Origin of the sequence: Nocardiopsis sp. CNR-923 (assembly GCF_001942255.1) — a bacterium.
Lineage (GTDB): Bacteria > Actinomycetota > Actinomycetes > Streptosporangiales > Streptosporangiaceae > Nocardiopsis.
Genome location: NZ_MKKC01000131.1, coordinates 15578 through 28872, shown reverse-complemented (window position 1 = coordinate 28872; position 13295 = coordinate 15578). Strand labels below are relative to the sequence as shown.

The following is a 13295-nucleotide window of genomic DNA, read 5'->3' as shown; positions in this document are numbered from 1 at the left end:
GACGCGCGGCCCTGGCCGGGCCGCGAGCCTGCGCCGGGAACTCATCGATTCGCGTGCGCGGAGCTGATGTCGGCCAGCGCGGAGTGCTCGTCGACCGCCTGGGCCAGGTCGCCGATCGAGATGATCCCCACGATGTCGTCCTTGTCCACGACGGGCAGGCGGCGCACCGCCTTGGACCGCATCATGTCCACGGCCTCCGAGACGCGGCACTGCGGCGGCACCGTCGCCACGTGCTCGCTGCACGCCGTGCGCGCGGTCATGGCGTCGGGGTCGCCCCCGGCGGCCAGACAGCGCACGACGATGTCGCGGTCGGCGAGGATGCCCATGAGCGAGCCGTCCTCCTTGGTCACGACCACGTCGCCGACGTTGTTGTCCCGCATGATCCGGGACGCGGCGCGCAGGGTGGTGTCCGGCCCGACCGTGCGGGCGGGGCTGCTCATCAGCTCGGAGATGGTCCTCGCCATGATCTGTCTCCCTCCGTTCGGTGTGTGCCCTGCACTGGACACGTAGCCGCTCCCGGGTGGGTCAAACGTGTGCGGTCGGTTGTTCGCACTGGTCGGAGCAGGTGGCCGCGCCCCGCCGCCAGGCCGGTCGGGTGCTGGTGCGTGTGCGGTGGATACTGCCCGTCACGGGTTCAGGTCCGTGCCGTAGGCGTCGGTTGAGGTGGTGGAGGGCGACGGGCGGGCGCACCACGAGCAGGCGCCTCGACCCGGAACCGGCCCTGGCCGTCCGGGGGCGCCGGGCCGCCGGGACCCGCCGCGGACTGACCGGCGGGGGTCGGGCCGTGCGGGACCGCGGTAACCGCCACGAGACTGGCATGATTCCGTGATTCGGAATAAAAAATCTGCATTGCGGATACCCCGCTGGAGCCCGCCACATCGGCGCGCGATACACAGGTCACATGAGGATCAGCATCTCCTGGACCGGCGGTTCCGTGACCGCCACGCTCGACGACACCCCCACCTCAAGGGCGCTCTGGGACGCCCTGCCGGTCGAGGCGTCCGCCAACACCTGGGGCGAGGAGGTCTACTTCGGCGTCCCCGTCGAGACCGACCGCGAGGACGGCGCCACCGACACCGTCGCCCCCGGCACGGTCTGCTACTGGTTGGCGGGTTCCGCGCTCGCCCTGCCCTTCGGCCGCACCCCCATCTCCGTCGGGCCGGAGAGCAGGCTCGCCAGCGCGGCCAACGTGCTGGGCCGGATCGACGGCGACCACCGCGCGCTCACGGCGGTCGGGGACGGCGACGCGGTGCGGGTCGACCGGGTCGAATGAGAGCCCGCACGTCGGCCCCGGGGAGTCGTCGCACGCACCCCCGGGCGACGTGCGTCGCGTCGGAAAGCCCGACACGGTGAGGGATCCAGCTTGCGTGCCGTGGTCCGGGGGCACGAGAATGCAGCCCTGACCACTCCCAACCTCTCGAAGGGCGCCCATGACGGACACTCCCCCCATCGACACGAGCGCGGCCCACTCGGCACGCGTCTGGAACTACTGGTTGGGCGGAAAGGACAACTACCCCGTCGACCGTGAACTGGGGGCGCAGATCGAGCAGGCGTTCCCCGAGATCGTCGAGATCGCCCGGGCCGAACGGGAGTTCCTCATCCGGGTGGTCACGCACCTGGCTCGGGACCACGGAGTCCGCCAGTTCCTGGACATCGGCACCGGGCTGCCCACGGTCAACAACACGCACGAGGTCGCCCAGTCGGTCGCGCCCGACGCCCGGGTGGTCTACGTCGACAACGACCCGATGGTGCTCGCCCACGCGCGCGCCCTGCTCACCGGCGTCGCACCCGGAAGCACCCACTACATCGACGCCGACCTGGGCGAACCCGAGCCGCTCCTCGCCCAGGTGCGCGAACGCCTGGACTTCGGGCAGCCGATCGCGCTGACCATACTGGGCACCCTGGGCCACCAGCCGATCGGTGAGCGCACCTACGAGATCGTGCGCGTCTACCAGGACGCGCTCCCCTCGGGGAGCTTCTTCGCCATGTGCGACAGCACGAACACGGGGCAGGCGATCATCGAGGCCAGCGAAGCCTGGAACGAGGGTGCGGCCGTCCCCTACCACCTGCGCAGCGTCAGGGAGATCGAGGCCTTCTTCGACGGCCTGGAGCTCCTGGAGCCGGGCGTGTGCTCGATCCCGTTCTGGCGCCCGGACCCCGCCGAGGTGGGCGTGCGCCGCGAGATCGCCCAGTACGGCGGGGTGGGCCGCAAACCCTGACCCGGCCGCCCCGGCGGTGGCCGTGAACCCGCCGCCCTGGGGATTTCGGCCCTGACGGAATATCGTCAACGCAGACTCTCCACCCCTGGTGAGGTCGATGCCGTACCGCTGACACCACCTGAGCGGAGCGCCTGCTTGGACCCTGGGCCACCAGCGAGTCCACGGACTGGTCCATGAGAGCCACCGCCCGCACGGTCCGTTCACCGGATGCCCCCACCCCGAACCCGGACCCGCTGGTGTTCGGTCGGCGGGCGGCTGGTACAGCGGCCACGCCAAGGACAGCGAGGCCGCGACGGACTTCGCGGCCCCGACCGGTGTGCGACCGATCGTGCGGACCTGCCCGCCGCAGGCGGCCGAGACCAGCCACCAGACCGTGGGCGCGGCTCCGCTCCGCCCCCACGGTCTGGCCGAAGCCCTCCGACCCGCGGCGACCGCTCCCACCCGGAGCGGCCCCAGCCGATCTTTGCGGGATATTGCCATCCACTGGGCATCGCCCACGCGCGCGCGACACATTGGATTGAGAGCATCCTCGGGAGTCGTCCGTGGCGCCACGGCACCAGCGTGACCGGGGGGATCGCAATGAGCACGCACCACACACCGCTCCCGAGGGGGCTCCGATGAAGCCGCGCACCAACCAGACCGGAACCTCCGCACCGAGCATCCCGGAACAGGCCAGGGGAGTCCGCCCGAGGGAGGCCGAGATCGGGCCGGAACCGGTCGAGGTCACCCTGACCGTCAACGGGGAGCCGCGCCCGCTCCGCGTCGAGCCCCGCGTGAGCCTGCTCGACGCGCTACGCGAGCGCCTCGACGCCACCGGCACCAAGAAGGGCTGCGACCAGGGCGCTGCGGGGCCTGCACCGTCCTGGTCGACGGCCGCCGCGTGGTGTCCTGCCTGACCCTCGCCGTCGCGTGCGAGGGGCACGACATCACCACGGTCGAAGGCCTGGCCGACGGCGACCGGCTCCACCCGATGCAGCGGGCCTTCGCCGACCACGACGCCTTCCAGTGCGGCTACTGCACGCCCGGCCAGCTGATGTCGGCGGTCGCCTCATGGAGGAGGGGCACGTCTCCGACGACACGGAGATCGCCGAGTGGATGAGCGGCAACATCTGCCGCTGCGGCGCCTACGCCAACATCCGGTCCGCCATCCGGCAGGTCCGCGACGGCGGCGCCCGGGAAGGCGGTCGGTGATGCGTCCCTTCGCCTACAAGCGCGTGTCCGACATCGCCTCGGCCATCGCCGAGGTCAGCGGTGACCCCGGCAGCGAGTTCCTCGCCGGCGGCACCACCGAGGTCGACATGCTCCGGCTCCGAGTCGCCCGGCCGCGCCGCGTGGTCGACATCAACGACCTGCCCATCGCCGCGATCGAGGAACTCGGCGACGGCGGGCTCCGGATCGGCGGACTGGCCAGGATGAGCGACGTGGCCGCGCACCCCGCCGTGCGCGAGCGCTTCCCCGTCGTCGCCCAGGCCCTGGAGAAGGGCGCCTCGGCGCAGCTGCGCAACATGGCCACCATGAGCGGCAACCTCATGCAGAGGGTACGGTGCTCCTACTTCCGCGACGTGCACCAGCCGTGCAACAGGCGCGACCCCGGCACCGGCTGTTCGGCCATCGGCGGTTTCAACCGCACCCACGCCGTCCTGGGCACCAGCGACCACTGCGTCGCCACCCACCCGTCCGACGTCGCGGTCGCTCTGACCGCGTTGGACGCGGTCGTCCACCTCCAGGGTCCAGACGGCGCGCGGACCGTCGGCGTCGACGACTTCTTCCCGCTCCCCGCAGACACACCCGAACACGAGCACCCGATCTCGCACGGGGAGCTGATCACCGCCGTCGAGGTCCCCGCCGACACCGCGGCCCGTACCTCGCACTACCTCAAGGTGTGCGACCGGGAGTCCTACGGGTTCGCGCTCGCCGCCGCCGCGGTGATCCTGCGCGTGGAGGGCGGGATCGTCACCGAGGCCCGGATCGGCCTGGGCGGGGTCGCGACCAAACCCTGGCGCGCCCGCCGGGCCGAGGCACACCTCACGGGCGCCCCGGCACGCTCGGAGGTCTTCGAGGACGCGGCCTCCGAGGAGATGGCGCAGGCCGTGCCCCAGAGCATGAACGCCTTCAAGATCACCCTCGCCCAGCGCGCCATGGTGCGGGCGCTGAGCACGGTGGCGGCCGGGCAGGGAGGGATCGCATGAGCACCGGACCCCAGATCGGACGGGACGTCGACCGCGTCGACGCCCACGCCAAGGTCACCGGCAGCGCCCGCTACTCCGCCGAGCACCACCCGCCGGGAACGACGTACGCGGTCCTGGTCGGCGCGCGGATCACGCACGGACGCGTCACCGGCGTCGACGCGTCCGCGGCCCTGGCCGTCGACGGCGTACTGGCCGTGCTCACCCACCGCGAACTGCCGCGCATCGCCACGAAGCCGGTCGTGGTCCCTTCGCTGGCGGGCACCAGCGCGCACGGACAGAGCCTGTTCCCGATGCAGGACGACCGCGTGCACTACGCGGGCCAGCCCGTGGCACTGGTCGTCGCGGACACCTTCGAACGGGCCGAGCACGCCGCCGAACTGGTCGAGGTGGACTACGCCGAGGAACCCTCGGTCACCACGATCGAGCAGGGCCGCGGGGACGCGTTCGAGCCGGAGCGGGTCTTCGGCGGGATCGTTCCGGGCCGCACCGAGCGCGGCGACGCGGACCAGGGACTGCGCGAGGCGGACGTGGTCCTCGAACGCGTCTTCCACCTCGCGGCCAACCACCACAACCCGATCGAGACCTCAGGAACGACCGCCGTGTGGGAGGACGCCAAACTCACGCTGTACGACACCACCCAGGGCCCCACCGCGACCCGCCTCAGCGTGGCCGAACTGCTGGGGATCCCGCCGTCGGACATCCGGGTGGTCAGCGAGTTCGTCGGCGGGAGCTTCGGTTCCAAGGCGATGATCTGGTCGCACCCGACCCTGGCGGCGATGGCGGCCCAGTACGTGCGCGCACCGGTCACCCTGTCGCTGTCCCGGGAACAGATGTTCACCGGGTCCGGGCACCGCGAGGAGCAGGAGCACACACTGACCCTGGGAGCCCGCCAGGACGGGACGTTGACCGCGCTCCGCCACCGCAAGCTGTCGCCGACCTCGCCCTACGACGACTGGGCCGAGCCGTCGATCAGCCCCGTCTCGCGGCTGTACGCCTGCCCGAACTTCCACGGCGTGTACAACCTGATCCGGGCCAACACCATGACGCCGACCTTCGTGCGCGCGCCCGGTGAGGCCTCGGGCGTCTTCGTGCTGGAGACCGCGATGGACGAACTCGCCTACGAGCTCGGCATCGACCCGATCGAACTGCGGCTGCGCAACCACGCCGACACCGACCCGGAGACCGGCCAGCCATGGTCCAGCAAGGGACTGCGGGAATGCTACGAGCGCGGCGCCGAGCTGTTCGGGTGGGTCCTGCGCGACCCGATCCCGCGCTCGCGCAGGGACGGGAACTGGCTCGTGGGCTCGGGTATGGCCAGCGCGCTCTACCCGGTCTACACGCCGTTGAGCCCGCAGCGCGCCCGAGCCCGCGTGTACGCGGACGGGCGGGCGGTCATCGAGACCGGCGCGTCCGACTTCGGTACCGGGGTGGGCACCATCATGGGACAGGTCGCGGCCGACGCCTGGGGATGGCGACCGAGGCGATCTCCGTCCGCTACGGCGACACCGACCTGCCCAACACCGTGGCCGCGGTCGGCTCGGCCGGTTCCGGTGCGGTGAGCGCGGCCGTGCACACAGCGGCCAGGGCGCTGCGGGAACAGTTGGTCGCGCACGCGGTGGCGGATCTGCGGTCGCCGCTGCACGGGGCCGATCCGAGCCGGGTCGAGGTGTCCGAGGGGCGCATGTTTCTGAGCGAGAAGCCGACGAACGGCGAGTCCTACACCGACCTGCTGCGGCGTCACATGATGTTCGACGCCGACGCTTTGGGCGAGTGGGAGCCACCCGGCCAGGACACCGGGTACGGGATGGCCACCTTCGGCGCCCAGTTCGCGGAGGTGGGGGTGGACCCCGACCTCGGGCTGGTCCGGGTGCGCCGCATGACCGGTGTGTTCGCCCCCGGGCGGGTGCTCAACCGCAAGACCGCGCGCAGCCAGCTGATGGGCGGCATGCTCTGGGGCGTGGGCCAGGCGCTGCTGGAGGCCACCCACATGGAGCCGAGGCAGGGGCGCTGGGCCAACGCGAGCCTGGCGGAGTACCTGCTGCCGGTGAACGCGGACACGCCGGACGTCGAGGTCGAGATGGTCGAGATCGAGGACCGGGTCGTCAATCCGCTCGGGGTCAAGGGTGTCGGCGAGGTCGGCCTGGTCGGGGCCGCGGCGGCGATCGCCAACGCGGTCTTCCACGCGACCGGGCGGCGGTTCCGCGATCTACCGATCACCGTCGAGTCGGTGCTGGCGGGGATCTGACCGCAGACGGACCGGGGCCGGGACGACGCGCCCCGGCCCCGGTCCGTCGCTCGGGGCGCGCGGATCAGTCCTGCCCGACCACGAGGACGAGTTTGCCCGTCACGTGCCCGGCCTCGCCGAGCTCGTGCGCTTGGCCGCCTCCGCGAGAGGGAAGGAGGCCTCGACGTGGGCGCGCAGGGCTCCCTTCTCCACAAGGTCCGCGATCGCCGTCATCCCGGCGTGGTCGGCCTCGACGAGCATCGTCTCGACCCGGACGCCCAGCCGCGCCGCCTTCTCCGCCTCCTCAGGCGACCCGCCCGGAAGGAACGACACCAGGGTTCCGCCGGGCCGCAGCACGTCCAGGGAGCGGGCCCGGGTGTCACCGGACAGCGGGTCCAGTACCACGTCGACGTCCCGGACCGCCTCCGCGAAGTCGACGGACCGGTAGTCGATCACCTCGTCGGCGCCGATCCCCCGGAGGAAGTCGTGCTTGGGCGCGCTCGCGGTGCCGATGACGTACGCGCCGTGCGCCTTGGCGATCTGCACCGCGAGATGGCCCACGCCGCCGGCCGCCGCGTGGACGAGCACCCGCTGCCCCGAGGCGACGCCGGCGGTGTCGACGAGCGCCTGGTGCGCGGTGAGGGCCGCGAGGGGGAGAGCGCCCGCCTGGACGTGGTCGATCCCGGCGGGCTTGTGCGCGAAGGCGCGTGCGGGGCCGGTCACGAACTCCGCGTGGGAGCCGACACCGTGCGGATAGGGCAGCATGCCGAAGACCTCGTCGCCCGGCTTGAAGAGGGTGACGCCGTAGCCGACCTCCTCGACGACCCCGGAGACGTCCCACCCCAGGACGAGCGGGAACCGGTCGAGGAACAGGCGGTGCGCCCGGTGCTTCCAGTCGGTGGGGTTGATCCCCGCGGCGCGGACGGAGACCAGGATCTGGCTGGGGCCGGGAGAGGGCCGAGGAATCCGGACCTCGGTGAGGACCTCAGGTGAACCGTGGGCGTCCTGGCTGATCGCCAGCATGGTCGGGGCGCCGTCGATGGTGTCGTTCGTCTTCATGCTCCCATTCTGCGCGCCTCCGCCCCGGGCGCGCCATGGCATGATTGCCATCTTTGGATAGGATTCTGCCATGACCAGATTCCATCGCGTCGCCGTCCTGGCCCTGGAGGGCGTCTACCCGTTCGAACTGGGGATCCCGAGCCGTGTCCTCGGCGCCGCTCCCGGCCGTTACGAGGTCGCCACCTGTACCGTCGACGGGCGGCCGGTGCGCGGCAACGCCGACTTCTCGATCACCGTCGAGCACGGGCCGGAGATCCTGGCCACGGCCGACACCGTGGTGATCCCGTCGGTCGACATGGCCCGTGTCTCCCGCGAACCGTCTCCGGCGGTCAGGGAGGCGCTGGCGGCGGTGGCGCCCGGAACACGACTCGTGTCGATCTGCACCGGGGCGTTCGTGCTGGCGGGGGCGGGCCTGCTCGACGGCAGACCCGCCACCACCCACTGGCGGCTCGCCGACGTGTTCCGCTCCTGGTACCCGGCGGTGGACCTGGACGCGGACGTTCTGTTCGTCGACGACGGCGACGTGCTGACCTCGGCGGGCGCCGCCGCGGGGGTCGACCTGTGCCTGCACCTGGTGCGCCGGGACCACGGCAGCGAGGTCGCCAACGCCGCCGCGCGAGCTGCGTGGTCCCGCCGTGGCGGGACGGTGGTCAGGCCCAGTACATCGAACGGCCGGTGCCCGAGGACCCGGGCCACGGCACGGCCCCCACCCGGCAGTGGGCTCTGGAGCGCCTCCACGAGCCGCTCACCCTCCCGGAGTTGGCCGGCCACGCCCGCATGAGCCTGCGGACGTTCGCCCGCCGCTTCAACGAGGAGGTGGGCGTGAGCCCGGGGCGGTGGCTGATCCAGCAGCGCGTCCTCCGGGCCCGTCACCTGCTGGAGTCCACCGATCTGCCGGTCGACGAGATCGCCGGGCTGGTGGGGTTCGCCACGGGCACATCCCTCCGCCAGCACCTGCGCGCCGCGATCGGTGTCTCCCCGCTCTCCTACCGGCGGACTTTCCGGGGCCTGACGGCTTCGCCGGCGGCCGTGTCGGCGTAGGGTCGGGCCGCCCACATCGCGGGTGACCGCCCGCGCCTCGTAGCCGCGCGGGAGCGCGGTGAACAACAGGGCCGCCCCAGGGTCGACTCGAAGGTGAGTGCGCGACACAGGTTTCGAACCCGAGACCTCTACCGTGTCAAGGCAGTTCGATGGTCGCGGCGACCTGCGCCGCCAGGTATCCGTGCGGTTCGGAGGTTTGCGTTGAGGGATCTTCATGGCGGTTGGGAGAGGTGCGCGTCTCCCAGAGATCCCGCAGACCGCCTGGCATGGTGGCTCTCTCCGTGGAGATCCCTTGAGTTTCATGAAAGGGTGATTGGAATGGAGTCTTCCGATGGCCACGATAGGTCGACGCCGTGACCTCAACCTCTGCCCGTAGGGGAGCGTAGCGGTGGTGTTCAGCTCGCACATGTTCGAGTTCGCGCTGCGCAACGGCGAACCCGAGCGGGGCGCGGTCCTGTCACCGCTATCTGATGTTGCGGGAAGATAACGCTTAGCGTTGTTGCAGAGGTCATTTGCGGGTGAGCCCCGCAGACGCGGGGATGGACCGATCTGTCCGCATGTGAAAGCAGTGATGCCGCAGTGAGCCCCGCAGACGCGGGGATGGACCGACCTCTTCTTCGGCCTCGCACGTGTCATCCGCGTGAGCCCCGCGGGCAGACTTTCGAGTGCGCCCGTCGTGCCCAGCTGTGTCAGGTTCAAGTGGGACACTCGGGGAAGTCCGCTGCGTAGCCCGATCCTGCGCGTGTTCACGTTCAACGAAGGCCGTCACATCCTGCGCACCTGGTTGGCCGAGGACGGGATTCCCGCGATCGCCCGCGCGGGGCGGCTGGGGCGCAAGGTGCGGGGACGGCCCGGGGCTATGGGCGCGTGACCCCGCGGGACAGACTGTTCGCTCTGGTGCCGGAGTTCGCAGAGCACTACCGTGGACACAACGAAAGCGGGTTCCCGGAGGAGCCCGCTTCGAAGATGATCTCCCGGATATCTCCCAATCTGGGATGATCGGTCCGCACTGGCATGCCAGAAAACCTGTCTGACCTGTCCTGTGGTGATGCTGGTGGGCGATACAGGATTCGAACCTGTGACCTCTACCGTGTCAAGGTAGCGCTCTAACCAACTGAGCTAACCGCCCGCGTGAAGCATGGGAGGTGGAGACGGGATTTGAACCCGTGTAGACGGCTTTGCAGGCCGCTGCCTCGCCTCTCGGCCACTCCACCGAGACACGCGGGGCACCGTGGCGACCCGCGTCTCCTCCGAGCGGACGACGGGATTCGAACCCGCGACCCTCACCTTGGCAAGGTGATGCTCTACCAACTGAGCCACGTCCGCTTGCTGCTTGGCTGGGCTCCGTTCCCGGTGGCCTCCGCCGTGCTGCTGGTAAGAACTCTAGCGGAAAGTCGGCAGACGGCAAATCGGCCCAGCGCGTGGCAGGTGCCCCTCGCCCCGGCCGCGCCCGCACCGCCGTGTGAGCGGTGGTTGACGCCGACGTCGTACCGAGGGGTGAACAATGGAGGGAACCTGCGCGAACGACGGGGAGGCGGCATGGACGGGACCGAGGGCGAAGACCCGGGGCACGGCGCACAGCGGTCGTGGCTGGAGGCCCGGGAGGCGGCGCGACGGCTCGGCCGGGCACTCGCCGTCCCCTCGCGTGAGGTTCCCCTGGAGGAGGCCCTGGGCGCCGTCCTCGGCGTCGACCTGCGCGCCCTGGTCGGACTGCCCGCCTACGACGCCTCGGCCATGGACGGGTTCGCCGTGGCGGGGGAGGGGCCCTGGCGGCTGATCGGAACCCAGTTGGCCGGTGCGCCCACCGCGCACACGGGGTTGCGTCGCGGCGAGGCCGTGGAGATCGCCACCGGAGCCCACGTGCCCAAGGGCACTGAGGCGGTCCTTCCCTACGAGCGGGCGACGGTCGCTGGGGGGCGGGTCGAGGGGGACGCCGCCCCCGGGCGGCACGTGCGCTGGTCGGGCGAGGAGACCGCCCCGGGCGAGACCGTTCTCACACGGGGGACCGTGGTCACCCCGGCCGTGCTCGGCCTGGCCGCCAGCCTCGGACACGAGACCCTGCCCGTCCGCCGGCCCCGCGTGAGCGTCATCGTCACCGGTGACGAGATCGCTGACTCCGGGCTGCCCGGGGAGGGCACCGTGCGCGACGCCATCGGTCCGGTCCTGCCGGGGGTCGCGCGGTGGGCTGGGGCGCGGGTCCGGCGGGTGCGCCGCTTGGGCGACGACCGGCAGGACCTGCGCGCGGCCGTAGCGGAGGAGGAGGCCGACGTGGTCGCCGTGTGCGGTTCGTCGTCCAAGGGGCCAGCCGACCACTTCCGCGCGGTGCTGGACGAGGTCGGTGCCACGGTGACGGTGGACGGTGTCTCCTGCCGTCCGGGCCACCCCCAAATGCTGGCGCGTGTCGGCGGCACCGCTTTCGTGGGGTTGCCGGGCAACCCCGGTGCGGCCCTCGTCGCCGCTCTCACCGTGCTGGTCCCGCTGGTCAGTGCCATGGCCGACCGGCCGGACCCGAGCCGGGTCGCCGTCCGCGCGGTTCTGGAGGGCGACGTCCGCCCGCACCACCGCGACACCCGCCTCGTACCCGTGCGCGTGGCGGAGGGGCACGCCCGCCCGGTGGGCCATGACCGGCCGGGCAGCCTGCGCGGAGCCGCGCTCGCCGACGCCTACGCCGTGGTGCCCCCGGGCTGGGAGGGCGTCGACGTGGAGCTGGTGCGCCTGCCCTGACGACACGCGTCGCCCGGAGAGGTTCCCCGGGGCCGACGACGGGCGCCCCGTGCGTTATCCGCGCGCCCGTTCCTCGGACCGCTCACGCGCTTGCGTGACCGGACCTTCGGCCTCGTCCCGCCGTGCCGCCACGGCCTGGGAGGTCTCCCCACGCAGGAGCACCCACGCCTGGACGGCGGCGGCCAGGACGATCAGCGCGGCGACGGCGCTCGTGACGTGCATGCCGTCGGTGAACGCGGTCCGCGCCGCGTCCATGAGGTCGGCGCCGACCGAGCCGCCCAGGCCGGCCGCGGCGTCGGCCGCGCCGCCCAGGGTCTCGACGCCCGGTCCATGGCGGGCGCGGGAACCCCTTCGACGCTGGTCAGCGCGGACTGGTAGTAGCCGGTCAGGACGCTGCCCAGGACCGCGACGCCGAGTGCGCCGCCCAACTCGTAGGCCGTCTCGGAGATCGCCGAGGCCGCTCCGGCTCGCCGCGGAGGGGCGGCCGACATGATGGCCCCGTTGGTCAGGGTCTCGGCGAACCCGGCGCCGGTGGCGATCAGTCCGAAGCCCACGGCCACGACCAGCACTCCGCTCGCCGCGTCCTGCTCGGAGGTGAGCACCAGCACCGCGAACCCGGCCGCGGTCACGACGAGCGCCGAACCGATCACCGCTGCCAGGCTCAGCCGGCGCGCGGCCCGCACGGCGACGAAGCTCGCCAGCACCGACAGCACCAGTCCCGGCAGCAGCACGTACCCGGCGCGCATCGGCGAGACCCCCAGCACGAGCTGGAGGTACTGAGTCAGGAAGAACAACGACGCGACCAACGAGAACACGATCATCAGGTTCGTGACGACCGCCACGCTGAACACACGGGACCGGAACAGCTCCACGTCGATCAGCGGGTCCTCCAGGAGCAGCTGTCTGCGGACGAACACGGCGCCGAGGACCAGGCCGACCACCAGGGACACGACCGGGACGAACGCGAACCCCTCCGTGGCCAGCTTCTTGATCCCGTACACGGCGGGCAGCATCGTGGCCATCGACAGCACGACACTCGGCAGGTCCATCCGTCCCGGCCGCGGGTCGCGCGACTCGCGGACCAGGATCGGCACGAACACCAGGATCAGCGCCATCACCGGCAGGTTGATGAGGAAGACCGAGCCCCAGAAGAAGTGCTCCAGCAGCCACCCGCCCAGGATCGGGCCGAGCGCGGCGCCCGCAGAGAAGCCCGACGCCCAGATGGCGATGGCCAGGAGCCGCTGTCGCGCGTCGAGGAAGGTGTTGCGGAGCAGGGACAGGGTCGAGGGCATCAGCGAGGCGCCCGCCACACCCAACAGGGCGCGGGCCACGACGAGCACCTCGGCGTTGGGTGCGAACGCCGCTGCCAGGGACGCCGCGCCGAACGCGGCGGAGCCGACCAGGAGCAGCCCGCGGCGGCCGACACGGTCCCCGAGGGACCCCATGGTGATCAGAAGGCCGGCCAGGATGAAGCCGTAGATGTCGATGACCCACAGCAGCTGGCCCGCGCTCGGCCGCAGTTCCTCGCTCAGCTGGGGAACCGCGAACCCGAGCACGGTCATGTCGACGGAGATCAGGATGACGGGCAGGACCAGAACGGCGAGCGCGGCCCATTCACGCGGGCCCGCGAGCCCGGGGGCGGCCCCCCGGGGGCCGAGCGTGGGGATGGGGCGGGCGGAACTCATGTTTCCTCGTTAGGTCTCGCGGGTGGCGCGCCGCACGGTCACGAGGGCGCAGTGCCGCCGGGCGGGAGCGCCGATTCCGGGCCCGGCGGGGGAGGGCGGTCGACCGGAGGACGCACTCCGCGACTTTTGAACCGTCCAGACGGTACAGTACCGT

9 protein-coding genes, 3 tRNA genes and 4 pseudogenes are annotated in these 13295 nt (G+C 71.8%); 9 read left to right on the top strand and 7 right to left on the bottom strand.

From position 1 onward, the window contains the following. Positions 1-41: 41 nt before the first annotated feature. A complete protein-coding gene (locus tag BJF83_RS22890; RefSeq protein ID WP_075927942.1) occupies positions 42-464 on the bottom strand; it encodes a CBS domain-containing protein in 423 nt (140 codons plus the stop codon). A 437-nt stretch (positions 465-901) separates the two neighbouring features. On the opposite strand from BJF83_RS22890, the gene BJF83_RS22885 reads away from it, so the two are divergent. The 6 genes and pseudogenes from BJF83_RS22885 to BJF83_RS22860 all read left to right on the top strand — a co-directional run bounded on the left by BJF83_RS22885 (position 902) and on the right by BJF83_RS22860 (position 6653). After that, entirely contained in the window at positions 902-1273 is a 372-nt protein-coding gene (locus tag BJF83_RS22885; RefSeq protein WP_075927941.1) for a cyclophilin-like fold protein, read from the top strand. Between the two features lie 157 nt (positions 1274-1430). After that, positions 1431-2219: an SAM-dependent methyltransferase gene (locus BJF83_RS22880; protein WP_075927940.1), complete on the top strand. Its 789-nt coding sequence runs from the start codon at positions 1431-1433 to the stop codon at positions 2217-2219. A 617-nt stretch (positions 2220-2836) separates the two neighbouring features. Then, positions 2837-3115 carry a hypothetical protein gene (locus BJF83_RS31335; RefSeq protein WP_394329377.1) on the top strand — a complete coding sequence of 93 codons (279 nt, stop codon included), beginning with the start codon at positions 2837-2839 and terminating at the stop codon, positions 3113-3115. Positions 3116-3189: 74 nt separating this feature from the next. Beyond that, a pseudogene (locus tag BJF83_RS31330) lies at positions 3190-3311 on the top strand (2Fe-2S iron-sulfur cluster-binding protein); the annotation flags it as partial. 98 nt (positions 3312-3409) lie between these two features. Beyond that, positions 3410-4408: a xanthine dehydrogenase family protein subunit M gene (locus BJF83_RS22865; RefSeq protein WP_075927938.1), complete on the top strand. Its 999-nt coding sequence runs from the start codon at positions 3410-3412 to the stop codon at positions 4406-4408. Continuing rightward, positions 4405-6653 (top strand): annotated as a pseudogene (locus tag BJF83_RS22860) (xanthine dehydrogenase family protein molybdopterin-binding subunit). The gene BJF83_RS22865 and the pseudogene BJF83_RS22860 overlap by 4 nt, the downstream one beginning before the upstream one ends. Positions 6654-6717: 64 nt before the next feature. Here BJF83_RS22860 and BJF83_RS22855 read toward each other — a convergent pair. Continuing rightward, positions 6718-7655, bottom strand: a pseudogene (locus BJF83_RS22855) (NADP-dependent oxidoreductase). Positions 7656-7761: 106 nt separating this feature from the next. On the opposite strand from BJF83_RS22855, the pseudogene BJF83_RS22850 reads away from it, so the two are divergent. Together BJF83_RS22850 and BJF83_RS29910 are read left to right on the top strand one after the other, a co-directional pair. Further along, a pseudogene (locus BJF83_RS22850) lies at positions 7762-8732 on the top strand (GlxA family transcriptional regulator). Positions 8733-9474: 742 nt separating this feature from the next. After that, a complete protein-coding gene (locus tag BJF83_RS29910) occupies positions 9475-9603 on the top strand; it encodes a hypothetical protein (RefSeq protein WP_262391790.1) in 129 nt (42 codons plus the stop codon). A 181-nt stretch (positions 9604-9784) separates the two neighbouring features. Here BJF83_RS29910 and BJF83_RS22845 read toward each other — a convergent pair. The 3 genes from BJF83_RS22845 to BJF83_RS22835 form a co-directional block, all read right to left on the bottom strand. After that, positions 9785-9861, bottom strand: a tRNA-Val gene (locus BJF83_RS22845). Positions 9862-9875: 14 nt separating this feature from the next. Continuing rightward, positions 9876-9946, bottom strand: a tRNA-Cys gene (locus BJF83_RS22840). A gap of 39 nt (positions 9947-9985) precedes the next feature. Continuing rightward, positions 9986-10058, bottom strand: a tRNA-Gly gene (locus tag BJF83_RS22835). Positions 10059-10271: 213 nt separating this feature from the next. Between BJF83_RS22835 and BJF83_RS22830 the strand changes: the two genes are divergently transcribed. Beyond that, positions 10272-11456 (top strand): molybdopterin molybdotransferase MoeA, encoded by a 1185-nt coding sequence (locus BJF83_RS22830; RefSeq protein WP_075927937.1) that lies wholly within the window; start codon positions 10272-10274, stop codon positions 11454-11456. Positions 11457-11510: 54 nt separating this feature from the next. Here the strand turns inward: BJF83_RS22830 and BJF83_RS31325 are convergent, their stop codons facing one another. Beyond that, on the bottom strand, positions 11511-11678 hold the full coding sequence (locus BJF83_RS31325) for a hypothetical protein (protein WP_394329376.1): 168 nt from the start codon (positions 11676-11678) through the stop codon (positions 11511-11513). Continuing rightward, positions 11648-13018 carry an MFS transporter gene (locus BJF83_RS22825; RefSeq protein ID WP_394329378.1) on the bottom strand — a complete coding sequence of 457 codons (1371 nt, stop codon included), beginning with the start codon at positions 13016-13018 and terminating at the stop codon, positions 11648-11650. The genes BJF83_RS31325 and BJF83_RS22825 overlap by 31 nt, the downstream gene beginning before the upstream one ends. Positions 13019-13295 lie beyond the last annotated feature (277 nt).